General features: G+C 35.0%; 28 protein-coding genes and 1 other annotated feature. Of the genes, 4 read left to right on the top strand and 24 right to left on the bottom strand.

The features are described from left to right. Positions 1-4 precede the first annotated feature (4 nt). Both clpP and ABC346_RS02020 read right to left on the bottom strand, forming a co-directional pair. Positions 5-577 (bottom strand): ATP-dependent Clp endopeptidase proteolytic subunit ClpP, encoded by a 573-nt coding sequence (gene clpP / locus ABC346_RS02015; protein ID WP_413233315.1) that lies wholly within the window; start codon positions 575-577, stop codon positions 5-7. A 39-nt stretch (positions 578-616) separates the two neighbouring features. Next, entirely contained in the window at positions 617-1,300 is a 684-nt protein-coding gene (locus ABC346_RS02020; protein WP_413233316.1) for a sigma factor-like helix-turn-helix DNA-binding protein, read from the bottom strand. Positions 1,301-1,564: 264 nt separating this feature from the next. Here ABC346_RS02020 and ABC346_RS02025 point away from each other — a divergent pair, with 264 nt between their 5' ends. Together ABC346_RS02025 and ABC346_RS02030 are read left to right on the top strand one after the other, a co-directional pair. Further along, on the top strand, positions 1,565-1,768 hold the full coding sequence (locus ABC346_RS02025; RefSeq protein WP_413233317.1) for a helix-turn-helix transcriptional regulator: 204 nt from the start codon (positions 1,565-1,567) through the stop codon (positions 1,766-1,768). Further along, a complete protein-coding gene (locus ABC346_RS02030) occupies positions 1,769-2,437 on the top strand; it encodes a DUF3169 family protein (RefSeq protein ID WP_413233318.1) in 669 nt (222 codons plus the stop codon). 95 nt (positions 2,438-2,532) lie between these two features. Here ABC346_RS02030 and ABC346_RS02035 read toward each other — a convergent pair whose 3' ends face one another. Further along, positions 2,533-2,892, bottom strand: a complete 360-nt coding sequence (locus ABC346_RS02035; protein ID WP_413233319.1) for a DUF488 domain-containing protein — start codon at positions 2,890-2,892, stop codon at positions 2,533-2,535. Positions 2,893-2,909: 17 nt separating this feature from the next. Further along, the gene (gene nsrR / locus ABC346_RS02040) at positions 2,910-3,356 is read right to left on the bottom strand and encodes a nitric oxide-sensing transcriptional repressor NsrR (protein WP_413233320.1); all 447 of its coding nucleotides are present in this window, start codon (positions 3,354-3,356) and stop codon (positions 2,910-2,912) included. Positions 3,357-3,486: 130 nt separating this feature from the next. Between nsrR and hmpA the strand changes: the two genes are divergently transcribed. Further along, the gene (gene hmpA / locus ABC346_RS02045; RefSeq protein WP_413233321.1) at positions 3,487-4,707 is read left to right on the top strand and encodes an NO-inducible flavohemoprotein; all 1,221 of its coding nucleotides are present in this window, start codon (positions 3,487-3,489) and stop codon (positions 4,705-4,707) included. Positions 4,708-4,738: 31 nt separating this feature from the next. On the opposite strand, the gene ABC346_RS02050 is transcribed toward hmpA, so the two are convergent. The 20 genes from ABC346_RS02050 to ABC346_RS02145 all read right to left on the bottom strand — a co-directional run bounded on the left by ABC346_RS02050 (position 4,739) and on the right by ABC346_RS02145 (position 23,120). Next, positions 4,739-4,876, bottom strand: coding sequence for a hypothetical protein (locus ABC346_RS02050; protein WP_413233322.1), 138 nt, complete (start codon positions 4,874-4,876; stop codon positions 4,739-4,741). 149 nt (positions 4,877-5,025) lie between these two features. Then, positions 5,026-6,195 carry an MFS transporter gene (locus tag ABC346_RS02055; protein WP_413233323.1) on the bottom strand — a complete coding sequence of 390 codons (1,170 nt, stop codon included), beginning with the start codon at positions 6,193-6,195 and terminating at the stop codon, positions 5,026-5,028. A gap of 69 nt (positions 6,196-6,264) precedes the next feature. Further along, on the bottom strand, positions 6,265-6,819 hold the full coding sequence (locus ABC346_RS02060) for a TetR/AcrR family transcriptional regulator (protein ID WP_413233324.1): 555 nt from the start codon (positions 6,817-6,819) through the stop codon (positions 6,265-6,267). A gap of 86 nt (positions 6,820-6,905) precedes the next feature. Further along, complete coding sequence (locus ABC346_RS02065) at positions 6,906-7,280, bottom strand: steroid Delta-isomerase (protein WP_413233325.1); 375 nt, start codon at positions 7,278-7,280, stop codon at positions 6,906-6,908. A gap of 53 nt (positions 7,281-7,333) precedes the next feature. Beyond that, complete coding sequence (locus ABC346_RS02070; protein WP_413233326.1) at positions 7,334-7,807, bottom strand: GNAT family N-acetyltransferase; 474 nt, start codon at positions 7,805-7,807, stop codon at positions 7,334-7,336. A 297-nt stretch (positions 7,808-8,104) separates the two neighbouring features. Next, positions 8,105-9,454, bottom strand: coding sequence for a PepSY-associated TM helix domain-containing protein (locus ABC346_RS02075; protein WP_413233327.1), 1,350 nt, complete (start codon positions 9,452-9,454; stop codon positions 8,105-8,107). Between the two features lie 58 nt (positions 9,455-9,512). Next, positions 9,513-10,100, bottom strand: a complete 588-nt coding sequence (locus ABC346_RS02080) for a DeoR family transcriptional regulator (protein ID WP_413233328.1) — start codon at positions 10,098-10,100, stop codon at positions 9,513-9,515. Positions 10,101-10,353: 253 nt separating this feature from the next. Beyond that, a complete protein-coding gene (locus ABC346_RS02085) occupies positions 10,354-10,527 on the bottom strand; it encodes a hypothetical protein (protein WP_413233329.1) in 174 nt (57 codons plus the stop codon). Between the two features lie 84 nt (positions 10,528-10,611). Then, positions 10,612-11,622 carry a serine hydrolase domain-containing protein gene (locus ABC346_RS02090; RefSeq protein ID WP_413233330.1) on the bottom strand — a complete coding sequence of 337 codons (1,011 nt, stop codon included), beginning with the start codon at positions 11,620-11,622 and terminating at the stop codon, positions 10,612-10,614. A gap of 154 nt (positions 11,623-11,776) precedes the next feature. Then, complete coding sequence (locus ABC346_RS02095; protein WP_413233331.1) at positions 11,777-12,988, bottom strand: MFS transporter; 1,212 nt, start codon at positions 12,986-12,988, stop codon at positions 11,777-11,779. Positions 12,989-13,060: 72 nt separating this feature from the next. Then, positions 13,061-13,319: a binding site (T-box leader), on the bottom strand. A gap of 50 nt (positions 13,320-13,369) precedes the next feature. Continuing rightward, positions 13,370-13,771, bottom strand: coding sequence for a DUF3888 domain-containing protein (locus ABC346_RS02100; RefSeq protein WP_413233332.1), 402 nt, complete (start codon positions 13,769-13,771; stop codon positions 13,370-13,372). A gap of 82 nt (positions 13,772-13,853) precedes the next feature. Then, on the bottom strand, positions 13,854-15,314 hold the full coding sequence (locus ABC346_RS02105; RefSeq protein WP_413233333.1) for an SLC13 family permease: 1,461 nt from the start codon (positions 15,312-15,314) through the stop codon (positions 13,854-13,856). After that, complete coding sequence (locus ABC346_RS02110) at positions 15,311-16,489, bottom strand: glycerate kinase family protein (RefSeq protein ID WP_413233334.1); 1,179 nt, start codon at positions 16,487-16,489, stop codon at positions 15,311-15,313. Before ABC346_RS02110 ends, ABC346_RS02105 begins: the two co-directional genes overlap by 4 nt. A gap of 188 nt (positions 16,490-16,677) precedes the next feature. Beyond that, complete coding sequence (locus ABC346_RS02115; RefSeq protein WP_413236495.1) at positions 16,678-17,523, bottom strand: SDR family oxidoreductase; 846 nt, start codon at positions 17,521-17,523, stop codon at positions 16,678-16,680. Positions 17,524-17,525: 2 nt separating this feature from the next. Continuing rightward, the gene (uxuA, locus tag ABC346_RS02120; protein ID WP_413233335.1) at positions 17,526-18,602 is read right to left on the bottom strand and encodes a mannonate dehydratase; all 1,077 of its coding nucleotides are present in this window, start codon (positions 18,600-18,602) and stop codon (positions 17,526-17,528) included. 19 nt (positions 18,603-18,621) lie between these two features. Further along, positions 18,622-19,638: a zinc-binding alcohol dehydrogenase family protein gene (locus ABC346_RS02125; protein WP_413233336.1), complete on the bottom strand. Its 1,017-nt coding sequence runs from the start codon at positions 19,636-19,638 to the stop codon at positions 18,622-18,624. Positions 19,639-19,653: 15 nt separating this feature from the next. Beyond that, on the bottom strand, positions 19,654-20,928 hold the full coding sequence (locus tag ABC346_RS02130) for a TRAP transporter large permease (RefSeq protein ID WP_413233337.1): 1,275 nt from the start codon (positions 20,926-20,928) through the stop codon (positions 19,654-19,656). Then, positions 20,925-21,410: a TRAP transporter small permease gene (locus ABC346_RS02135; protein WP_413233338.1), complete on the bottom strand. Its 486-nt coding sequence runs from the start codon at positions 21,408-21,410 to the stop codon at positions 20,925-20,927. Before ABC346_RS02135 ends, ABC346_RS02130 begins: the two co-directional genes overlap by 4 nt. Beyond that, a complete protein-coding gene (locus ABC346_RS02140) occupies positions 21,410-22,423 on the bottom strand; it encodes a TRAP transporter substrate-binding protein (RefSeq protein ID WP_413233339.1) in 1,014 nt (337 codons plus the stop codon). Before ABC346_RS02140 ends, ABC346_RS02135 begins: the two co-directional genes overlap by 1 nt. Before the next feature lie 22 nt (positions 22,424-22,445). Next, positions 22,446-23,120: a GntR family transcriptional regulator gene (locus tag ABC346_RS02145; protein ID WP_413233340.1), complete on the bottom strand. Its 675-nt coding sequence runs from the start codon at positions 23,118-23,120 to the stop codon at positions 22,446-22,448. Positions 23,121-23,216: 96 nt separating this feature from the next. Between ABC346_RS02145 and allD the strand changes: the two genes are divergently transcribed. Beyond that, complete coding sequence (gene allD / locus ABC346_RS02150; protein ID WP_413233341.1) at positions 23,217-24,230, top strand: ureidoglycolate dehydrogenase; 1,014 nt, start codon at positions 23,217-23,219, stop codon at positions 24,228-24,230. Positions 24,231-24,254: the final 24 nt, after the last annotated feature.

The raw sequence follows: 24,254 nt of genomic DNA on the forward strand, positions 1-24,254 counted from the left end.
TTATTTATATAATTTCATCAATCAAGCCGTATTCTTTTGCTTCATTTGCAGTCAGAAAATAATCACGATCGGTATCTTTTCTTACCTTCTCCACTGATTGCCCTGTCCGTTCAGCAATTATTTGATTAATCTTCTCTCTTAGTTTAATTATCCGCTTCGCAGAAATATCAATTTCTGTTGCCTGGCCACGCGCACCTCCAAGGGGTTGATGAAGCATAATCTCACTATTGGGGAGTGCAAAACGTTTTCCCTTGGCTCCAGCCAATAACAACATTGCACCAAATGATGCTGCCATTCCCGTACAAATAGTTCGTACATCTGGTTTTATATATTGCATCGTATCAAAAATCGCAAAACCAGCTGAAGTGGAGCCGCCAGGACTATTAATATAAAGAGATATATCTTTCTCCGCATCCTCTGCCGCTAAAAACAATAGCTGAGCTACAATACTATTGGCCATTTGATCATTTATTTCATCACTAACCATAATAATTCGATCCTTTAACAGCCTGGAAAAAATATCGTAGGATCTCTCTCCTCGATTCGATTGTTCAATCACATAAGGTACAGTATTCATCTTTATCCTCCTTATATCAGCATAAGCATCAGTCGATTTTTATGCTGCCATTGAGAGAGCGTAAGAAGGAGAAATGGAAGATCTCAAAGATTTTACAGGTAACACCATAACAGTACGATTATCTTTAAATAGCGTTGGAACGAGTTTAATTAGAAGATAAGGGTCATCTGCTTTAATAACACTCACGATTATTTTAACAATTTCTGAATTCATTTCTTGAGGAACCTCATTAAAATAGAATTCATCTGTATACTCTAAACTGTCTAAATGTTTTCTGCTGCGGTGTAATAAAGCTTTTACCGCAACTTCTGATAAACCACAAATATCGGCTATCTCCACAATCTTATATCTAAATACATCTTTCAATAAGAACACGGCAAGTTGTTTCATTGTCATCTTCGACAGTAACATTTCAACAAGTGCTTCAATTTCTTCATGATTGTCTTTCTGTACGAACGTATCGTTTATATTTTGTATAGGTGCATATCTTTCTCTACGTTTCTTATCTATCCAATTATGATAAGCAATCTTTTTCAACAAACTTACAGTCCAAGAATTAGAGCTTCCGTAGTTTGTCAATGCTTTATATATTGTATCTTGTAACAGCTCTTCTCCATCCCATTTATTTTGGGATAAGAAAAAGCAGTAATGCGAAAGTTGAGAATACTTCTCTAAAAAATCTTTCTCTTCTTCAAAATAACTTGTGCTAGGCCTAGCGCACATTTTAATCACTCCTTTTACGCTTCTCATATATATAAACGATCAATTACAGTAAAAAGATATGGGTTTGGTTAATATTTTGTATTTAATTTTATGTTTTATAAAGTATATACCTATTCTTGAACTATAGATACTATGGGTAATGGTGAACTAGTTTTACTTTATCAAAATGACAAAAATAATTTTATTTTTGACAAATATAATTGTCATAACGATAAGTATAGTATACAATAATGTTATCAGAATTAGAATTGAAGGTGATGTAATGTGAAAAGTCGTTTAAAAGAACTTCGAGCACGTGACGGATATAATCAAACACAACTTGCCAAACTTGCGAAAGTATCCAGACAAACCATAAGCTTAATTGAACGTGGAGAATATATGCCTTCATTACTAATCGCGGTTCGAATTGCCCGGATATTTGAAGAACCGATCGAAAAAGTATTCCAATTTGAGGAGAGTGAATTATAAATGAAATCAGTTATAAAATTATTTAGCGGTGGATTGGTAGGAGCAATTGTTGGATATTTTGTGATGTACTTTCTTATGAATTTTTCTGAATTTAATTTTGCAGGCATTATAACAGTTATTAGTTTATTAGTCGTATCGTCCATTCTTATTGTTTTAAGTTTATACCGATTTAAAAAAATAAAATTCCTAAATAAACAACAATTTAGTGGAGATGAAGAGGATGAAATAGAAGACAAAAAATATAAATTATTTGCGGATTATTCGCTATATACCAATATTAGTTTTATTTTATCCGTCCTGGCACTTAGCTTAAGTATTATCAGCACTAAAAATGTCTTCCTAACAACTATTGCTATTATATTGATCATCGTTTCACTCGTTTTATCATTCTATATGACACATATTATGAAGCAGACATACCCAAATAGAGAAATAAATACTGATTATACTCAATCAGTTCTTGATATGACTGATGACGGAGAGAAGCAAGTTATTTTAGATGGATTATACCAATCACATAGCTTACTAAACTTCTTGCTAGTCTTTGCTATATTTTTAGCAACTGTGTATTCCATTTTTAATGAAAGTCAGATTTTTTCTATTTTCCTTATGACTATCGGATTACTCTTAGTTAATGGATATTATTTATTAACAGTGAGAAATAAATAAAATACTATTACTTAATCATTCTTAAAAAGCCAGCCAAATCCTTTTTCAGCTAATATAGTTGGTTCTCGCCCTCTATTGGCTGAGAAAGTTCCGGTTTAATACTTATAATTCTCCAAAACCTCTTTTAAAACCAAAACATGATTATGTTTTTTATCTTTTGCTGCATAAAGCAAAATCAGATTTTGATTTTCTAGAATTTCTTTTAACTCTAATAATTTATTTATCTTTATTTGATCTTCAAGTAGTTCTTTTTTATATTCCTTTTTGAATTGATTAAATTTTTCCGGTTCATGATTAAACCATTTTCTTAGAGTTGGACTAGGGGTAATATCTTTCGCCCAGTCGTCTAAATTAGCGGTCGATTTTGAAATTCCTCTAGGCCATACTCGATCCACTAAAACTCTATATCCATTGGATTCAGAGTTTTCATAAATTCTTTGTAAGACAATCGTCATTTTATTCTCCACCTTCATCAATTATTCCTTTCCATTCCCATTAGTGCTAGCAATTCTTCTTCATTCTTAATTAAATCTTCTAGTGTATATTCTTCTAAAACTTTAAAGAAAGCTACCAATGCTTTATTAATCACATGTTTGAGTGTACATCCAGGAGAAATAACACAATGGTTCGTCCCTTTATCGAAGCACTCTAATAAAACAAAATCATTCTCTAACTGTCTGATTAAAAGACCTATATTAATCTCTGAAGCTGGTTTTGCTAGCTTTATCCCACCATTTCTCCCGCGAATCGTGACAACTAATTCTTTTTTCGTTAATTCATGTACAACCTTCCTCAGATGTTCTTGTGATATTTGGTAAACCTCGGCTATTTCCTTAATATTCGCAAGCTCTTGATCCGATTTTAAACCAGTAAAAATTAATACACGCAATGCATAGTCCGTATATTTCTTTAAGTTCATCTTACACACCCACTTGTCAAATCTTTCACATTATTGTAACACAAAGTTGATTTTAACTTATTGTAATAGCAATTTAAACATATAAAATAAAAGATGTATAGAAAATACATCTTTTATTAGGAGTGATTTCATGTCAAACACAACCTTACTTTTAGACAAAAAAACGACAGAAATTATTAAAGCCACTGTGCCAGTATTGAGAGAACATGGAGAATCCATTACAAAACATTTTTATAAAATACTTTTAGAAAATAATCCAGAACTACGTAATGTTTTTAATCAAACAAATCAACGTAAAGGAGCTCAATCTAAAGCATTAGCAAATACAGTATATGCTGCTGCGGCTAATATTGAGAAATTGGAAGAGATATTACCATATGTCAAACAAATTGCACATAAACATACAAGTTTAAATATTAAACCAGAACAATATCCGATTGTTGGTAAATACTTACTAATAGCGATTAAGGACGTATTAGGAGATGCAGCTACCGACGAAATCATAGGAGCCTGGAAAAAAGCTTACTTTGTTATTGCGGATATCTTTATATCAGTAGAAAAAGAGATGTACAACGAAAAAGAAAACCAGGTCGGTGGTTGGACCGGTTTTCGTAATTTTACCGTTATTAAAAAAGTGAAAGAAAGTACAGACATTACTTCCTTTTATTTAAAGCCAGTTGATGATTTACCAATCCCTACCTACAAACCCGGGCAATACATTACAATCAAAGCGCAAATAGAAAATGAACCATATGAACATTTACGACAATATAGCTTATCAACTGCTTCAGGAAAAGATTTTTATCGTATTAGTGTAAAACGAGAAGCTTCAAAAAACCCGGTTGGTATTGTATCAAATTATCTACACGATTCCGTGGAGGAAGGGTCTGTTTTGCCAATTAGTGCACCTGCTGGTGATTTTATTTTAGATGTACGTGACCAACGTCCTCTCGTTTTGATTAGTGGTGGCGTTGGTTTAACTCCGATTATCAGCATGCTAGAGTCCGTTGTAGAACTTCAGCCTAGTCGGAGTGTTATATTCATTCATGCTTCCAAATCTATTGATCATCAAGCAATGCGATCAAGTGTATCTGAAATAGCAAATTCTTATGATCAAGTGAAGCAATATGTTGTATTTAGTAAACCTACAAATATCACTGATGGAGATAAACAAGGATATATCGATTATGATTGGTTAAAAAAGGTAATTCCTACAAAAGATGCTGCTTTTTATTTGTGCGGACCTAAGCCATTCATGAGTGCTATAAACAATGACCTGCAAAATATGGATGTTTCCGATAAAGATATTCACATGGAATTATTTGGACCTCTTGAACCTATTTCGAAGTAAAGAAAAAAAGGATTGACAGTCACTTAGAGTGTCAATCCTTTTTATCCCTTCCTGCGCAAGACAAACATAAGAGTGTTTTATTTTCTTGTACAACTCCTTCTAAAAAACCACCTGAACAATAAACGTTGTCCCCACATACCTTACATTTGCCAACAACTTCTTTATTCATTAAATCCCCACCTCTTTATGGCCGTTAGAAAAATGGTTTTTATAAAAAACGTATATATCCTCCGTCCTCCAATATATCAATCATATATGGTTCTTCATTGAATGTCATTAAATCATTAACTAATTTCATTTCAGTCAGTTCATGGATCATCACTGTGAGCCACGCAATGGCTCAGCTTCTAGTTTATTCTTTGTTTTCGGCCATATAAAGATGGTTAAATAGCCTATTAGAGCAGAGAAAATAAACAAGAATGGGTAGCCCATCGCTTCACTTATTGTTCCTGCAATAATTGAACCAAACACTTGCCCTAAGGCTAATAATAAAAATGGCACCCCTAAACCAAACGATGCATTAGTAATAAACGTATTTGTTCCCCACACAATCAGTAATCCTGTTACAAATATATAAGAACTTCCAAATAGGATTGGAGAAATAATCCCGCTTAGCGTATTTGTTGGGAATAACCCTAATAATAAAGAAGCGGTGGATAACAAAATAACTGTAATAACATATGCTTTGGAGAGTCCTATTTTGGAAACAAAGTAACCCGCCATACCACCAGCTAATCCAGATAATCCTATAAGGACCCAGAATAAATCACCTAATAACGTTGGCAATTCGTCGATCCCAACTATATAATCACGTGAAAAGGTCCAGTATGCTGCACTAGAGATTCCTAAAAGGATGGAAGCACTAATTAATCCAAAAGCATTTTTCCACTCTTTTTTATAAGGAAAAAATGATAATGGTGATGCCTCCTTTTTAGAGATATTTTTACGTGGAAGACTAAAATAATTAAGTAGTAGAACTGCTAAAGCTACAATTGCGAAAATAACATAAACCTGTCTCCAATCATTCGTCATCGTGAGTGCGATCATACCTGTAAATGCAGTTCCAATACTTGTGCCTGAATTTATCCAGGAGTTTGTCTGATCTTTTTTATCTGAATTGATTTTAGTGCTAACAATATCTGCATAAGGCGGCGAAGCTAATCCAGTGCTTAACCCAGCGATAAACACTCCCATTCCCAATATTAAGGAATTAGTTGAACCGGCAATCAACCCTAATCCTAAGATAGAAAAAACACCAGCTAGGATAATGATGTTTTTGGAACCAATTTTTACTGCAAAAATCATCGCCATGATAATAGCAATACAATAAGCAAAGTAGGATAATGATGAAATAACTCCCGACACACTTTGACTAATTGTTAATGATTCACGAATATATGGAAGCATCAACCCAAAACTGAATCTTGATAAACCATACGTTACTGCTATCATCGGTAGACCAGCCATTATTAATGTCTTTGATTTCATTATGCACCCTCCAATTTATATAGAACGTTCATTATAGTTAATTTTAAAATAAAGAAAATAGATCGCCATCTATTTTCCAATCAGCTTCGATGCAACATTTTTTGTTTCTCTTTTGGTCACCTCTGTACCCAAAATTTGAAACATGGAAGTCGCACCCTCTAAGATAAGTGTGATTTGCATACTGGCAGAATAGTTATCATCCAAATCCAAACTAGCCAAGTCCTGACTAATTTTATCAATTAGATTCTGCTTATACTCAACACTTAATGATGTAATCTCTTCATTAATTCCTTCGTACTCTTGCTTCGCTCGTAAGAATAAACAACCATTAAAGCCGTCTTTTACTAGCCAATCAACATGAAAATCAATTAACGAGTCCATGTAACTTTCTACATCTGTTTTCTCAGAAGTATGGGACTTTAACAAATCAAAATAAATTTTCTCTCTACGCTTTAATACTTCCGTGATTAATGCTTCTTTCGAATCGAAATGATTATACATTGTCATTGTAGCGACATTAGCTTCGTTTAAGATTTGCTTTATACCAATAGTGTGAAATCCTTGTTTGTAAAATAGGGCTTCCGCTGCATCCAATAAATCTTCTCTTTTCTTTGATTTTTTCATGCTTACCCTCCTTAGATAGAACGATCATTATATTAAAAGGTTAACATAGATTATTTTTACATACAATAAAAATTAAAAAGTTTACGTTATGCCTGAATATCCTCCGGTCCCCAATACGCTTTCATATCCATAATTAATCCTTCATCATTAAATGTCATCACATCAATACAGCGAATAACCGCTTCTTTTCCTTCCACTTCAACGTAAATGTTAAAAGCCATTGCTGCTGCATTACTATGTGACCCACGTATTGGTGCTGCTAATTCTAATTTTTTAACCGACGGAACAGATTGTTGAAAGAATGATGTAATGGATGCTTTTCCTTTTAAAGGCTCACTTCCAACGGGATCTTCTACACGTGCGTCTTCTGCAAATAACGAAATTACTTTTTCCGAATTCCCTTCATTGAATCCATCTAAATACTTTTGCAGGCTTGCTTTCATTTCTTGTTCTGTTGGCATGAGAAATCACCGCTTCCTTTCCTTTTATAATATATTTACTTAGTTGTTGATTTCTAAACTCTTTTCATAAATAAGACTCTATCGTGCCCTTGTCCATCGTAATTGGATGCAACTTTTATTCCCTCTACTTCTTTATCTCCTTCTTCAACAGCAAATCCCATCTGCTTATGAAAAGCTATAGAACCTTTATTGACAGGAGATGTTACAGAACGGACAATGTTTCTTCCTTTACGTTGAATCACCTTAAAAAAAGTGTTATAAAGCCTTCTCGCAACTTGTTGGTTGCGGTAATCGGGATGTACACCAACAAAATAAATATACGCCGTATTCTTCTTACTTTGCGATAAGAATCCAATTAAAAACCCTACTACTTCTTCTTTATCGTCTTCCACTATAAAGCTAGTATCATTAAAATGATTAAAAAATAATTTAGGTAGCGTATCTGTCATTTGTCTACCTCCCCACCACTCATTTAATAATGGGGATATAGTATTATAATCTGAGCTTTGGATGTGTCTTATTTGCAAATATTATTCTCCTTTCCGCTATATAAATAAAGTAAGTATGCTAATCTAATATTAATTCGCATTAAACATTAAAAAAGAAGGGGTATAATTTGAGGAATGCCCTTATCATATCCATACTATTTTTCATCTATTTAACTTATAAGGCTATTAAAAGTTTAAAAACAAAGAAACTCCAAAAAGCAATTTAAACATAGCCTGGGGAGTTTACTTTGTTTGTATCCTCTGCCTATTTGCAGTTAATATGCTTTAGGTAAACAAAAAAACACTACTCAACGAGTAGTGTCATTTTGTGTTTTATCACGTTTCCTGCTTACGTTTAGAAAATAGCCTAATAAGCAATTCCATTATCATTATAAGGATAAGCGATAATCCAAATAGCGGCATAATAATACCCAAGGCTATCATTAACAGAATAAAACTTGTAGATACTGTAGTAGATACCTTTATCGGTGCAGATAAGCTTCCTTTCTTCTTCCGGGAAAACCATGTTTTAAATCCTAAGAAAATCACCGTTAGAAATCCTATACAGACTAATAGATTAAGTATTTTATTCGGCCAACCGAATAAGTGCCCTTCATGTAGTGGAATTCCCCAAGAAAACCATTTTTGCAAGATTCCATACTCTTCGTAACTTACCGAATCAATAAATGCACCGCTGTATTGATCAAAGTAATTTGTAATTTCTTCATCCGGAGAAACATCTAGACCTGTCACACCAGAATTACTTCCTTTTGACACAGTAAATGTTCCTTCTAGGTCAGATGGATAAATAATAGAATATGGTTTATTTATATTTTGGCCCTCAATTTGAGAAGTTAAATCTTGAATTGATATCATCATTTCTTCATGTAAACCTGACCCTGCATGTTCCCCATGATGATGACTATGAGACTCTGAATTCGGTGCTTCATTCTTTCGTGTAGCCCATGGTATTTCATTGATTTCTGAATTGGGCGGGGTTGTTTTTAATTCTGGTGCTCCAATAGTTGGGTTTTCTTGTGAAACCGTAGAAATAACATTACCCATAACTGCTGACCAAGGCAACCCAGTAAAAATAATAATGACCATTGGAATCGTAATAATCAACCCTAATAAAGCGTGGTACTTTTTCGTTCTCTGTCTTGTGTTTGTTTTCTTTCTATTTTTAAGCACCTTTCCTTTAAAAGTCATATAAACTCCTGATATCAGTAAGAAAATTGCCCAACATGCAGCAAGTTCTACTAAGTAATTTACAGCTGTCCCACCAACAAATAAAGAACTATGTAATGCTCTAAGCACATTCGAATACGTGTAATTTGCATTTTGTCCGCCGACAATTTGATTATTTTCATCTAAAAAAACATACCTTTGGTCGCCGTCTTCATTTGCTAAAGTAAGTCTTGTATTATAAGGATCTTCAAGCATAATCACTCTAGATACGCTAAAACCGTCATACGTATTATTCGCTTGCTCAATTGCTTGGTCTACCGTTTGAGATTCTTCTATATCACTATCACCAAAGAATAAATCATCATACAATACATTTTCCACATCTGTATAAAACAAATAACCAATTCCACTCAAGGTTAATGTAATTAAGAGCGGAGTTATAAACAGAGCGGCATAAAAATGTAACCTCCAAAATCGATTATAACTATTCTTTTTCATTGTTTCCCCTCTCTCCATTTGGGTCGAAATCACATAAATTTTAATAGATTATATGAATTTAATGATGATTACTACAACAGCTTGAAACTAATCCCATTTCTGATTTCAACTTCTGCATTGCTTCTTCAAACGATAGCACCTTACCCTCAAATCCCCGCGCAAATCTATCCGCGTGATCTTTTTTGGAAAAACTTAGGATTTGCGGCTCGCAACAGTTCATTTGCAAGGTCGTGTCCATAACAAACCAAGCCATCTTTGCACTTACAGTAATATTTGTTAAAAAATCATAGCATAACGCTTGAGATACCTTATCACCTAATTGATCGTGCCTTAACATTCCACAATGACTACAGCATGTTACTTCAATTTGGTTATTATCAAGAATTAATTGGTAAGTTAACTTACTATTATGATCTGTTGATTTATAACAATAAGAACAGCACTTCTGCGCATTTGGTTTTGCTTCTTCCACAAACATAATACCGCCAAAAGTCTTTTTTACGATCCCTTCTTTAATCCAAGGTTTAACATCTCGGTGTATAGTCATTTCGGAAACATTAAACCTTTCACTTAAGTCACTAATCTTCAATGTCTTTTCTTCTTCAATTAATTTACGAATTTCAGTTTTTCTCTCTTCAGGTGACATCTTCAACACTCCTATCATGTTACTTTTTAACACTTTATAACAATATACATCATATTATAAACGGAAGAATTTTAAAAAACTACATACTTTAACAGTAAATTGTGAAACTATCGTGAATGATATATGACAAAATATCTAAATCTAGTTTTTCACTTATCCCACCTATAAAAAAAGCATTGAACTAATTTGGAGGTAACTACTGAAACCACCTTTCCGTTCAAAACTTTTTTATATCTATATTATATTTTAAAAGCTATCTTACTCTAAAATCCCAGCCACGCTTTTTCAAATCAATCAATAATAACTTTCCATCTTGAAAGCATAATCCATGCACACTTGTAATTAGATGAAGAGATGGTAACACCTTATTCGGTGTCCATGTTAACTTCGTTTTAGAATCTCCCCAGTTTACGTATGTTGTTCTCAAAAGCCTTCCTTCTTTCCAAGAATTTCTTATTTTAAAAGGGCTGGACAATTATATGCCCAGCCCTACCTTGTACTTATACCCTACTTATATCAATATATCTTCTATTTTCTTTAAGATCTCATATGCACCTTCTGATTTATTCGAACACACGACAATCGTTAACGATGTATCCGGATAGTGCACAAATCGAAAATTGACTCCCGGATCATATCCCATCAGAATATGCTTTATTGTTTTGTTTTCCATTACTTGCATATAACCAGCATAGCCATAGTAAATATCATCATCCACTTGGACGATCGGCTTTAAGAGCTGATCTGTCATATCTTTTGATAAAAGGCGATCTTGCGTTAGCGCATCCCAGAATAATGCCATATCTCTCGCTGCCACATATGCACCACCATCAGAAGCTGATTTGACTGGAAGAGAATATATATTTGTCTTCCAACCTCCACCTGGCTTTTCAATATAACCGAAAGCAGTTCGTTCTGGTAAATCATCCATTTCAAAGTAGCCAGAGTCTTTCATTCCTGCCTTTTGAAATATATATTTCTGGACATACTCACTAAATACATATCCAGAGACTTTCTCGACAATTAACCCTAGTAGAATATAACCAGCATTATTATACGAAAAAGAACTTCCAACTTCCGCTTTCATCTTCATATCTTTAAATAATGGTAAAAAATCTTTTAGACTTCTAATATGGTACATTGGCATGGATACCCACAGTTCCTCGTAATCGTCCATCTCGTCTTCATCGAAATAGTCCGGAACGCCTGAAGTGTGAGTTAATAAATGATGTACTGTGATATTCTCATCAAAATAGGGAAAATCAAAATCCAAACATTGACTTAATGTAGTATCAAAAGATACTTTACCCTCTTCAATTAATTGGCAAATAGCAATAGAAGTAAAGATTTTACATCCTGAAGCAATCCCATAACGAGTATTGGTATGATTTTTAATTCTTTCCGCACGATTGGAATATCCGTAACTTTTTGTTGTTACTCCTTCTGAATTTTTCACATGAACAGTTCCTGAAAAATGAATCTCATTAGCTATTTTATTAACACGTTGAATCAGTTCGCTCATCTTATTTATATCCTCCTAAATGTCCTTTAATATTTTTTGATAACATATGGTAAGGATCATTTAGTTAGGATGTTCACACTTGAAATCTACACATGGAGATCTCCCCCTCTTTAACATTAGAATACCATATTTCCCATTTTTCTGAAATAACCAACTAATGCAGGTCCGACATATTGAAAAAATAATTGCGATTACTTTTGGATACGGAGACCATTACCACCATTCCTAGTATTAAAAAACAGATAGAACTTCCTAATCCTACGGAACGTATAGCTATTATATCCGCTAGGAATCCTATTAAAATGGTTAGGCAAATAATAAAAATTGCTTCTATGATGTTAAAAAAACTTGCAAAACGTCCCATAATAGTTACAGGAATATGGTTCTGATAGAAAGTTAAATAACCAGTGTTCGCAAAAGTTACTGAAAATCCAATAAGAACTACTCCGCAAACGGCTGTTACAAATCCTTGAGAGCTATAAAAAATCAGATATCCTAACGCAGTAAATATAGTCCCAAAGGTAATTAAATAATTGATTTTGAATCGACTTGCCCAGACTGTATTCATGATAGAGCCCGCTATAATACCTAATCCAAACAAACTTAGCAATAATCCATAACTGGTGTCTGATAATAATAAAGCACCTTTTGCAAAGGATGCTTCCAATGAATCTATCGCTGACATAAAAATGGTCGTACCACAAAAAAATAAATATACTTTTGTTACAAACAAATGCTTTCTACTATAATCCAATATCACTTTTATATCCTTACGAATTACATTGAAATTAAAGTCTTGACCCTTAATTTGATGTGCTTCCACATTTGGCAAGAAACAAATAATTATAGCAGAACAAAACATTGCAAGCGCATTTACATAAATAGCTGTATGTGGTGTTCCTAACCAAAATATACCTCCTGCAATGACAGGTCCAATCAATGCTCCACAAGAGTTAATAACACTTCTTAATGCATTAAAACGTTGTCTATCTTTCTTGGGAATTAACTTCGTCATATAAACCATGGAAGCAGGTTCAAATATCGATGTCCCCATATTAATAATAAATGCAACGAAATACACCAATGGTAATGATGGAATTATCGGTATCAAAGCAATACACAACCCTCGAAATACATCAAGACTAATCATAAGTTTTCGTGTATTCACTCGATCAATCACGCTACCTGACCAAAAATTTGAACACATTGTAGCCAGTGGTATTAAAATGTACAAAATCGCTACTGCAAAAGGAGAACCCGTTTCATTTAGTATTACTAGATTTAATGCAATTAAATACACCCATCCACCGATATTAGATATACCAATTCCACCTAGTAATAAAATTGGGTATTTCCAGTTAGACAATCACACCACTTCCTTTTTATTTGAATCAAAAATTAGGAAAACAAATAAAAACTCACCCCCAAAACAAATTGTTTTGAGGGCGAGATTATTCGCGGTGCCACCTCTATTTGTCTCTACATCACTGTAAAGACCTCTTCAAGTACAGCAAAATAATAACTGCGATACTCTATCTCTATAACGGGAGAACCCGTTGCACTATCATGAAAAAGTACCTCTAATCCAATGCACAGCTCCAAGCTTTGATTCAACATCGTCACGCACGCTCCTTCACAGCTTACCGGAGTTCTCTGTAGATTGTTCAGATGCTTACTCTTCTCTTCAATGCTTTTGTATAAATTTTTATTATTTTACCTCGATTATTTACAAAAGTAAATACCAAACCTATTTTTGTTCATCTTTCACATGATACGTGTCCAAATGATGAAACTCTACTAATTCTCCACCAGCCTGAACAATAAGCAAATCTTCACCGTATATTTGTTTATCACCATAGTACGGAAAAACTTTCAATGTGATTTCATATGCTTCTCCAACTTCCCCTATTTGTTTAATCTTTAATATCTCTACTTCATCGGCGGACCACACTAAATCTTCAGGAGCATCTTTATCATCTTTGTATATGGTAGTAATCGCTTCGTCAATTGGTTCCCTGAGACTAATGACAAGTGCATATTCGAGAGTCTTAGTAAAATCCGTATCCGCTTCATTAATGGGCTTTGCAAAAGCAGGTTGAACAAAACTACACAAGCTGATGATTAACGTTAAAACAAACACTCTTTTCATTGAAAAATCACCTCTGTTTAGCGTTTGTAACTAGGATGATCTTATGCATCATAATTAGCGAAAACCACTATACGGAAAATTTTTAAAGTGATAATCCAGTCCAAGTCCAATACGTATAATAGAATATCAACATAGTAATAAAATACACAGGCATTAGTATCATGCTTAACTTCATTAATTCCCGAGCTTCAAAATTCATGTCCTCCTGTTCAAAATAAACAAGCAATGCTTTGGAGCTTACTGGAAAAGTCACGCAATAATTCATACCAATCAAACTTAAAAACAAAACTGCAGTAGAATTCAAATCTAGTGACGTACTCAACATAAGAAATCCAGGTAGAAATACAATGGCTCTTGTCGTGTGAGAGGTCACATATAAATGACTCGTAATGGAAATAAGCAGGATCACGCAAAGTATTCCCCATTGACTGAATCCAGAATAAGTTGTAATAAATTGAAAGATATTTTCCTCGACCCATCCAACAACTCCCGTTTCCACTAGGTTAATCCCTAAAGCTGTTGCAGCCGATACAAATATAATTAAATTCCAAGATACTGCCTTTATTCCTTGTTTCCACGAAATCAAGCCATATTTAGGATTCATTAATACAATTGCTCCCAAAATGGTGATAAACCCAATTTCATAACCATGCACTGCTTCTGTTAACCAAAGAAGAACCAGTATGCCGATGATTACTAAGGTTTGCGACTCTTTTTTTGTCATTACTTTTTTCTCATACTCAGCCGAATCATTAACTACTTCCATAGATACAGTATTTGAACCTTGTCGTACCATATATAGTTTGATTACAAAGTAAGTAATAAAACTAATAAACAAGGCAAATGGTAAACCCCAAATTAGCCATTTAAAATAGGAAATCGAATCACCTGTTGTTTGATTTAATAGTTCAATCCCTATGAGGTGTGACCCCGCTCCAATGACAGTAGCTGATGTTGTCATCAAAATAATGATCGGGACAAACAAAGCAAGTGTTTGCTTCTGTTTCTCATCCTTGATTCGTCTACCCAATTCCTTTACAACCGGTAATGTTAACGCTGCTCTCCCTGATGTAGAAGGAATAAAAATTGCCAACGGAAACAGCGCTATCATGACATAAAATAAAAGTCCGTTGTAACTCGTAGAACGATGAAGAATCGAGTTCATCATTCGATCAGCTAATCCAGAACGTTTCACTGCCTCTCCTATTATAAATGCTCCAATCATTAGCCAAACTATTTCAAGTGAAAATGATTCGTATAATAAGCTTGTGCTAGCCCCTTTTAATAGAATGATAGATAATAATGATCCAAGTGCTACATACCCTGCAGGAAGCTTTGTGGCTATCCATAATACCATCGCAATAATAAAAATAATTAGCGTAACTTTCGCCTCATACTCTAACGACCTAGTAAACGAGATAGCTACAAATAATATAATGAATATACTGTATAGTAATACAGAACGATAAGACATCTCATTAACATGTTTAGTGATCGGAGATATTCTCGCATTTCTTCTTTCTATTCGGGTATCGCCTATCATATTACATCCCGCTTATACTTGCGCTCTGCAATGTTATATCCTATTTGTATTTGTCTTATCGCCGCTTCTGCACTATCGGCAATCCAAATCGCTGCTTCTTCCATAGCACTTTCTAATGAAGTCGGCTTTTGAATAATACTCGTATACGCATCAATTCCACTAGTATAATTAATACTTGCACCTTCGCCAATGGTTCCGGTAATAGCAATCACCGGGACTCCTGCTAGTTTAGCAATCCTTGAAACTTCCGACGGTATTTTTCCATTTGGCGTTTGTCCGTCTAAACACCCTTCTGCTGTTAAAACCAGATCAGCATCCTGTATATGCTCTTCAAGCTGAATATATTGCATGATAATATCATATCGAGGATGAAGCACAGCATGTGTGAAGGCTAGCAATCCCGCTCCGAGTCCACCTGAAGCACCACTTCCCGGTACTACTCTAACATCAATACCCTTTGCTTCTTGTATCAAAGATGCATAGTGTTCTAATCCATGACTTAAAATTTCTACCTCTCGAGGCGTAGCGCCTTTTTGTGGAGCAAATACACGGGCAACTCCTTTTTCCCCACAAAGAATATTATGCCAATTACAAGCAACATCAATGTTGACTTTAGATATCCTTTCATCCAAAGAAGAAAGATCAATATGTGAGATCTCGCTTAAGTCCCCGCCTCCACGTATATCCAATAAATGATTCTGTTGATTAAGAAATTGAACACCTAATGCTTGAGCCATCCCAGCTCCACCATCGGAGGTTCCCGAATCACCACACCCGATAATTATATGATCGACGTTTTCATCTAGAGCGGCAGTTATTAGTTCACCCACACCAAATGTAGTCGTTTTCAAAGGATTACGCATGGAACGAGGAACTAACTTTAATCCCGCCACAGCAGCCATTTCTATTACAGCCGTCTTTTCCCCTTTCTCTTCATAAACGCCAAAATGACTCATTATCTGTTCGCCTACCGGGCCAGTGACTCGCTTGTAAATAAGTTCTCCTTTTTTAATATTGATAATGGTTTCCGCAAAACCTTCCCCACCATCAATCATGGGAATGACAACTGTATCTACATTTCGATCAAACCGACGAATTCCCGTATCCATTGAACTCGCAACTTCTTCTGCGTTTAAGCACTCTTTAAATCCAGATGGTATGATTACAATTTTCATAAGATAGCCTCCAATATCATCTTTTAAGTTATAAACAACATTTTAATGATGAATAATGAGATAGCTATTAGGGCTTTCTTAGAAACAAATTAGAATATGGTTAAATTTGGGAATTAGGGAGTTGGTTAATAGGCTTAAACAAACCTGCTTGCATCAAAATTCAAGCAGGTTTACATGTAATCTTATATTTATACACCAGAATAAGCCATAAACCCTCCGTCAACAGGTACTGTTATTCCCGTTACAAATCCAGATGTATTATCATCAGCGAGCCAAAGTAAAGTCCCCAATAAATCTTCCGGATTTCCAAATTGGCGTTGTGGAGTCTGATTAATGATTTTTTCTGCACGATTAGATAAAGAACCATCTTCATTTAGTAAAAGATTTCTATTTTGGTTGGTCAAAAAGAATCCAGGAGCAATCGCATTAACTCTAATACCCGCTTCGGCGAAATGAACGGATAACCATTTAGTAAGATTATCTATCCCAGCTTTAGCAGCACTATATGCTGGAACTTTTGTCATTGGTGCAGGTGCCGCCATAGATGAAATATTGATAACATTCCCCCCGCGTGTAGCCATATTTCGTGCAAATACTTGTGTAGGAATAAGTGACCCAATTAAATTCAGCTGAAATACATAGTCAAATCCACTTAATTGCAAATCAAAGAAAGATTTTACAGTATCGTTATCGATGTCTCCTGTTTCAAATTTCTCCTTGTCTGTAATAGCATCTGGGTGATTTCCTCCAGCCCCATTAATTAATAAATCACATTCTCCTAGTTCTTTTTTTACTATGTTATAAGCTTCCTTTACATGCTGTTCACTTAATACATCACAACCAACAGCAATTGCTATACCACCATGTTCTATAATTTCTTCAGCAACCTTCTCTCCATTCTCAACATTACGATTTAAAATAGCGATTTTCATACCCTGACGTGCAAGTTCTTTTCCCATTGCTTGACATAACACACCGCTACCGCCAGTAATAACTGCTACTTTTCCATCTAGTCCTTCATAGTTTGGTAACAATATCATTCATTCCTTCCATCTCTCTTCACTAATTCATAAGCATCCCATAATCCCCAAAGATGCATTACACCTAAAGCACGATCATATAGTCCATAACCAGGACGACATTCTTCGTTCCATAAATGTCTTCCATGATCCGGGCGAATATATCCTTTAAAATTAGTGTCATGATATGCTTTTACAATCTCGTCAATTGGTACAGATCCATCTCTCGTTCGATGAGATGTTTCTATAAAGTCGCCATTTTCATAGATTCTCACATTACGAACATGGGCAAAAGCAATGCGATTATGAAATCTTCGTATAATCCCAGGGATATCATTATTAGGATTTGCACCTAAAGATCCACTACATAAAGTTATACAATGACTTGGGCTATCGGAAATTGCTAGATACCTTTTAATCGCATGTTCATTCGTAATAATTCGGGGTAGATTGAACACTGGCCATGGTGGATCATCCGGATGAATAGCCAGTTTGATATCCTCTTCTTCTGCTACAGGCAACACCTCATTTAAGAAATATGTTAAATTCACCCACAGTTGTTCTTCATCTACATCTTCATAAGCTTTAAATGAATCTTTAATAGTCATTAAACGCTCAGGTTCCCAGCCAGGCATTGTATAACCGGAATTTGTTATTTGCTTAATCAACTCATTCGGATCCATTTGATCCACTTTTGAGGTTTCATAGAACAATGCGGTTGAACCATCCTCTAGCTCTTTGAAGAGGTCAGTACGCGTCCAATCAAAAACAGGCATAAAGTTAAAACAAATAACTTTCGCTCCAACTGCTGCAACATTTCGAATACTTTCCTTATAATTATCTATATACTGATCTCTTGAATCCTTTCCTAATTTAATATCTTCATGTACGTTAATACTTTCCACAACATCCAAGTGAAAACCGTACTTATCTGCTAACTTCTTTACTTCCAATACTTCATCTAGCGGCCATACTTCTCCTGCTGACCGATGATGCAATGCCCATACTAAACCTTCTACACCAGGAATTTGCTTAATGTGTTTTAATGAAACAGAGTCATTATTCTCACCATACCATCTAAATGTCATTCGCATTCTTCAATCACTCCTAAAACTAAAATGTTAGTACGATTTTTCTAACTTCTTCTGGATGGTTTTCTAATAAGTCAAACGCATCTTTTATTTGCTCCATTGGATATTGATGAGAAATTATTTTACTTGGGTCTAACTTTCTTGCATTAACTTTATCAATTACATTTCTAAACTGATTTGACTGTAATCTCGATCCGACTACTTTTAATTCTTTTTTCGTTAATAACAGTGACGGTATTGAAGATGGTTCTTCATTAAAACCTAATGTAACTACCGTACCCGCAATTGAAGCAAGTTCAACTGCTTGTTGAAAAGTCTCAGGTAATCCGACAGCATCGATTACAACATTTGCTAGCTCCCCACCTGTTAATCTATCTATTTCTGCTGATACATCAACTTTTTTGGGCTGTATGGTAACATCTGCCCCAATAGAATCTGCATAATCTAATCTTGTTTGATTAAAGTCAGCGATGAATACTGAAGCACCTCGTTCTTTTGCTAATAACAGACAAGCAATACCCGTAGGACCAGCACCAATAATAAAAACATTATCCCCTTCGCTAACCTCCCCTCTATACGTTGCTTGCGCTCCAATTGTTAAGGGTTCAATTAAAGCTGCTGCTTCTTCAGATACATGACTTGAGACTTTATGCCAATTCTTTTCTTCAGCTTTAAGCCACTCACTCATGCCTCCATCGCGATGTACACCAAAAACCTCTAATGATTGGCAAACATTAGGTTGACCTTTTCTACATGCATAGCATTTCCCGCAGTAGAGAATTGGTTCTAATGCTACTAGATCACCCTTCTTGATACTATTAACTTTATACCCAACTTCTTCCACCATCCCAGATACTTCATGACCAATTACTCTTGGGTATTTTGTAAAAGGGTTAGTCCCATGGTATATATGAACATCTGAACCACATATTCCAACTCGTTTCACTTTTACAATGACGTCATAGTCATTTTTTATAGTAGGTTTATTCATTTCTACAATTTCTAATTTCCCAGGTTTTTCTACCCGTATTGCTTTCATCACTTTCCACATCCTTTATTCAAATAGACTCGGTAAGTACAAAGATAGCGAAGGTACAAAGGCTACAATAACTAGCACAAGAATGGCGATACCAAAAAAAGGAAGTAGTTCTTTTACCGTTTTGGTAATTGGAACTTTTGCGAATGTTGATGCTACAAATAGACAAACACCTACAGGCGGAGTTGATAGACCTATCATTAAGGATAATACCATCACCACACCAAAGTGAATTGGATCCATTCCTATACTTTCTGCCACTGGCAACAATACAGGGAATAAGATAACTAATGCAGCTATTGTTTCCATAAACATTCCCACCATAAGAAGCAACAATATAATTAATAAAGTTACAAATATTGGGTTTTCAGAAACAGATAGAATTCCATCCGCAATTAGCAGTGGCACACCTTCGCTTACTAAAATCCAACCAAAAGTATTTGCAAATCCAACAAGTAATAGAATTGAAGCCGTGGATCTTAACGTTGTAAGTAAAATAGCAGGTACTTGCTTTAAGTCTAGTTCTTTATATACAAATTTCCCTACAATAAATGCATACACCACACAAACTACTGCTGCTTCTGTCGGTGTAAAATATCCTCCTAAAATCCCCCAAAGAATAATAACTACCATTAATAGCGCCCAAAATGCTCCTATAAAGGTTTTACCAACTACAGCAATTGTCTGTCTTTCACCTTTAGGATATTGACGTTTCACAGAAATTATATATGTAACGAGTAAAAATCCTAATGCTAATAACACCCCTGGGATTGCACCGGCTAAAAATAAATCACCAATAGAAATACTGGCTAAAGTTCCGATGATAATCATTGGTAAAGATGGGGGAAGCATTGGTCCCACAGTTGATGATATTGAAGTTACTGCTGCTGAGAACCCAGCACCATACCCCTGTTTTTTCATCGCTGGAATCATTACAGACCCTATACTTGCTGTATCAGATAAAGCTGTTCCAGATATCCCTGCAAATCCTAGAGAAGAAGCTACGTTTGTTAAACCTAAGCCACCTCTTATATGACCTACTACTGCGTTTGCAAAGTCAATAATACGGTTTGTAATCCCACCAGCATTCATTAAATTACCTGCCAAAATGAATGCGGGAATCGCAAGCATGACAAAAGAATCTAATCCCGCAAATAAGGTTTGTGGTATAACGGTTAATGGTACTCCTGCTATTAATAGATAAGCCAAAGAAGATAATACTAAACTAAATGCAATTGGAACTCCAAAAGCAATGAGTATTAAGAACAGACCAAAAAGCAATAAAGCCATCATACTTGCTCCTCCTCATTCTCTTGACTTACATTACGAAATTGATCGACAATGTACACTACAGAATAGACCATTAATAAAACCGCTAATAATGGAATTGCTGCATAGGTATACGCCATAGAAAACCCTAAGGTAGGAGCATAAAAATCTATACCCAATGTCACTAAATTAAACCCATAGATGAATAAAACCACTGAAAACAGCAAAATTAAAACAGCGATTACGCTCTCATAAATTCTTCGAACATGCTTTGGCAAAAGTTCAATAAGCATATCTACTCTTATAAATTCTTGTTTTCTTAAAGCAAGTGGTGCTGCTATTACAATAGAATAGACAAATAGATACCGAGAAAGCTCTTCCGTCCATATAAAATCATACGGAAAATAACGACTTAGAATCTGAATAATAACAACTAGCAATAAAGCAGCAAATAATAACATTGCTATTATTCCGATAATTTTATCTATTTTTCTCATTACATTCATTATTGATTACCTCCGTTTTCATCGGCAACGTCTAATATATCCTGGTAAAGTTCTAATTGTTCTTTTTTAAAATATTCTTTTAACGCTGGTAACATTGCTTCACGAAATGCATCTGTATCAACATCTTCATTAATTTGCATACCAGCATCAATTAATCTTTGTCGGACTTCTTCTGTCTCTTGTTCTAATAAATCTTGTGCATACTGCTCTGCTTCTATAGCAGCTACTTTGACCGCTTCTTGTTGATCTTTAGGTAGCGCTTTCAATTGTTCCGTACCTACCACGACATAAATCCAGGAACGAACATGCTCTGTTAAATTTAAATAATTTTGCACTTCATAAAACCCATTACTTTCAATTAGGTCATTGGGATTTTCTTGACCATCAATAACCCCCTGTTGCAATCCAGTAAATACTTCACTTAAACTCATTACTTGTGGTTGAGCACCAGCTTCTGACCACGAATCTAAAAATAGCGGTACGTTTGGAACCCGCATGCTAAATCCTCGCAAATCTTCCGGTGTTGAGATAGGATAGTTTGAAGTCAAGTTTCTTGGAGCGCGTTCCATATAAAATAAAGGAGTCAGACCAACATCACGCTTAATATCCTCTTCGATTTTCTCCCCAATGTCACCTTCAATGACCTCCCTCATATGTTGATTGCTTTCAAAAGCATAGGGTACCGCTAACATAACAGCGTTTGGTGTCCATACCTCTAAAGTTTCCCCCGTAATAGTTAGATCCGTAGCACCGTAACGAATCGAATTAATATTATCTACTTCACTTCCAAGCTGGCTGTTTGGAAAAATTTCAATCATTACTTTTCCATTCGTTTTTTCTTTTACAAGATCTGCAAATTTAACTGCAGTTCGATGCCATAAATGGCTTGAATCGGAAATATGGGTCATTTTCCAATAGGTAACATCATCCTCCTTCGCAGTACTTTGATTTGTTGCACAACCGCTTAAGAAAAGGAAAATAAGTAAAACAAATAATACTACATTTTTGTTCATCATTTCCAACCCCTTAATTTATTTAATAAAAATAATCAGGATAATTCGCTTTTAGCTCCTTTTGATCATAGATTAAGAGTGATAAATGCTCTCTTATGATATCTTCAGCTAGATCTGGTTTATTTGATTTAACAGCATTCAGGATCGCTTCATGTTGATCAACTAGTTTTCTCCAATTTAGTTTCATTTCGATACTCAATTTCCTAAGTCTGTTGGAATGCGTATCCATCTTCTGAATAACATTCCACACACGATGTTTATCAGTTCCTTCTGCAAATATACGATGAAACTCTTTATCTAAAATGTACAGGGCGTCTTCATCATCATTGTCTCTTGCTTTCTTCTGCTCATCCAAATTTGATTGGAGCCTTTCTAGATAATTCTCATTTAGTACTTCACAAGCTAAACGAATAATTCCTACTTCTGCTTGTTCACGTAAAAAACGAGCTTCCTCCACATGGTCTAAATCAATAAGTGCAACAAACGAGCCTCTCTGCGGTAAAACCGTTAATAATTCATCTTGAGTTAATCTTAAGAAAGCCTCTCTAACTGGCGTACGACTAACTTCTAATTCTTCAGCAATTTCTTTTTCCGAGATTGTTGTACCTGGTGTCATTTCAAGGTTCATGATAGATTCCCGCAATGTATCATATACAAAATCCCTTGTAGAATTTTTAAATTTCGTTCTGTTTAACATATAATTCACTCCTTTCTGAAAATAATTCTACCATACTACCATACAAGTATGCTAGTATAAATTTAAGCGTTTTCAAAAGAAAGGAGTTTAATTTATATGATTCTAAAAGATGAGTTAACACATATGACCAAGAAAGTATTCGAAAAATATGGCATTGAAGAAGAGATCGCTGAAATCATTACCGACGTACTTATTCACGCTAACCTCAGAGGGGTCGATTCACATGGAGTATTAAGAGTAGAACACTATATTAAACGGATTAAAGAAGGCGGAATTAACCCTAAACCGATCTTACAAGAAACAGACACAGCTCCGTCTACTAGCATTTTAAATGGTGATAACGGATTTGGACATTATATTTCCAAAGAAGCAATGAACATAGCAATTAATAAAGCGAAACTAACAGGAACTGGCGCAGTTGCAGTAAAGAACAGTAGTCACTGTGGAGCGTTATCGTATTTCGTTCAACAAGCTACAAAAGATAACTTAATTGGCATAGCTATGACCCATACAGATAAAGTAGTTGTTCCATTTGGTGGGGCAGAACCGTTCTTTGGAACAAATCCAATTGCCTTCGGTTTTCCGACAGATAAAGAAGAAGCAATAATTTTAGATTTCGCTACAAGTACTGTTGCATTAGGAAAAATTTTAAACGCCAAAGAAAAAGGAGAGAAAATCCCTCATGGTTGGGGGGTAGACAAAAATGGAGAAGCTACTATAGATCCTAATAAAGTTGTAGCTTTGTCACCATTCGGGGGTCCAAAAGGATATGGCTTAGCAATGGTCGTTGAAATATTCTCTTCTATGCTTACCGGGGCTGCTTTTGGACCACATATTTCTAAAATGTATGGAGATTATGATAAAAACAGGGAACTTGGACACTTCTTCATGGCAATTGACCCATCTAAATTTGTATCAATTGAAGTATTCACAACAAGACTCGATACTATGATTCAAGAATTACGTAAAACAAATCCTAGTAGTAATGTGGAAAGAGTATTTATTCCAGGAGAAATAGAAAATATAACAGCTAAAAAGAGAGAAACAGAAGGAATTCCATTACCAAATTCAGTATATACCTATATTAAAAACGAATCAGAAAGTAATTAAACATAAAAAATCGCTTGAAGCCTA

The organism is Oceanobacillus phoenicis, from assembly GCF_047238145.1.
Taxonomy (GTDB): Bacteria; Bacillota; Bacilli; order Bacillales; family Amphibacillaceae; genus Oceanobacillus.

What these genes read in the sequence shown, in the direction of transcription:
- clpP (WP_413233315.1), bottom strand. Translation starts at nt 577, where the DNA reads ATGAATACTGTACCTTATGTGATTGAACAATCGAATCGAGGAGAGAGA.
- ABC346_RS02020 (WP_413233316.1), bottom strand. Translation starts at nt 1,300, where the DNA reads ATGTGCGCTAGGCCTAGCACAAGTTATTTTGAAGAAGAGAAAGATTTT.
- ABC346_RS02030 (WP_413233318.1), top strand. Translation starts at nt 1,769, where the DNA reads ATGAAATCAGTTATAAAATTATTTAGCGGTGGATTGGTAGGAGCAATT.
- ABC346_RS02035 (WP_413233319.1), bottom strand. Translation starts at nt 2,892, where the DNA reads ATGACGATTGTCTTACAAAGAATTTATGAAAACTCTGAATCCAATGGA.
- nsrR (WP_413233320.1), bottom strand. Translation starts at nt 3,356, where the DNA reads ATGAACTTAAAGAAATATACGGACTATGCATTGCGTGTATTAATTTTT.
- hmpA (WP_413233321.1), top strand. Translation starts at nt 3,487, where the DNA reads ATGTCAAACACAACCTTACTTTTAGACAAAAAAACGACAGAAATTATT.
- ABC346_RS02050 (WP_413233322.1), bottom strand. Translation starts at nt 4,876, where the DNA reads ATGAATAAAGAAGTTGTTGGCAAATGTAAGGTATGTGGGGACAACGTT.
- ABC346_RS02055 (WP_413233323.1), bottom strand. Translation starts at nt 6,195, where the DNA reads ATGAAATCAAAGACATTAATAATGGCTGGTCTACCGATGATAGCAGTA.
- ABC346_RS02060 (WP_413233324.1), bottom strand. Translation starts at nt 6,819, where the DNA reads ATGAAAAAATCAAAGAAAAGAGAAGATTTATTGGATGCAGCGGAAGCC.
- ABC346_RS02065 (WP_413233325.1), bottom strand. Translation starts at nt 7,280, where the DNA reads ATGCCAACAGAACAAGAAATGAAAGCAAGCCTGCAAAAGTATTTAGAT.
- ABC346_RS02075 (WP_413233327.1), bottom strand. Translation starts at nt 9,454, where the DNA reads ATGAAAAAGAATAGTTATAATCGATTTTGGAGGTTACATTTTTATGCC.
- ABC346_RS02080 (WP_413233328.1), bottom strand. Translation starts at nt 10,100, where the DNA reads ATGTCACCTGAAGAGAGAAAAACTGAAATTCGTAAATTAATTGAAGAA.
- ABC346_RS02090 (WP_413233330.1), bottom strand. Translation starts at nt 11,622, where the DNA reads ATGAGCGAACTGATTCAACGTGTTAATAAAATAGCTAATGAGATTCAT.
- ABC346_RS02100 (WP_413233332.1), bottom strand. Translation starts at nt 13,771, where the DNA reads ATGAAAAGAGTGTTTGTTTTAACGTTAATCATCAGCTTGTGTAGTTTT.
- ABC346_RS02105 (WP_413233333.1), bottom strand. Translation starts at nt 15,314, where the DNA reads ATGATAGGCGATACCCGAATAGAAAGAAGAAATGCGAGAATATCTCCG.
- ABC346_RS02110 (WP_413233334.1), bottom strand. Translation starts at nt 16,489, where the DNA reads ATGAAAATTGTAATCATACCATCTGGATTTAAAGAGTGCTTAAACGCA.
- uxuA (WP_413233335.1), bottom strand. Translation starts at nt 18,602, where the DNA reads ATGCGAATGACATTTAGATGGTATGGTGAGAATAATGACTCTGTTTCA.
- ABC346_RS02125 (WP_413233336.1), bottom strand. Translation starts at nt 19,638, where the DNA reads ATGAAAGCAATACGGGTAGAAAAACCTGGGAAATTAGAAATTGTAGAA.
- ABC346_RS02130 (WP_413233337.1), bottom strand. Translation starts at nt 20,928, where the DNA reads ATGATGGCTTTATTGCTTTTTGGTCTGTTCTTAATACTCATTGCTTTT.
- ABC346_RS02135 (WP_413233338.1), bottom strand. Translation starts at nt 21,410, where the DNA reads ATGAATGTAATGAGAAAAATAGATAAAATTATCGGAATAATAGCAATG.
- ABC346_RS02140 (WP_413233339.1), bottom strand. Translation starts at nt 22,423, where the DNA reads ATGAACAAAAATGTAGTATTATTTGTTTTACTTATTTTCCTTTTCTTA.
- ABC346_RS02145 (WP_413233340.1), bottom strand. Translation starts at nt 23,120, where the DNA reads ATGTTAAACAGAACGAAATTTAAAAATTCTACAAGGGATTTTGTATAT.
- allD (WP_413233341.1), top strand. Translation starts at nt 23,217, where the DNA reads ATGATTCTAAAAGATGAGTTAACACATATGACCAAGAAAGTATTCGAA.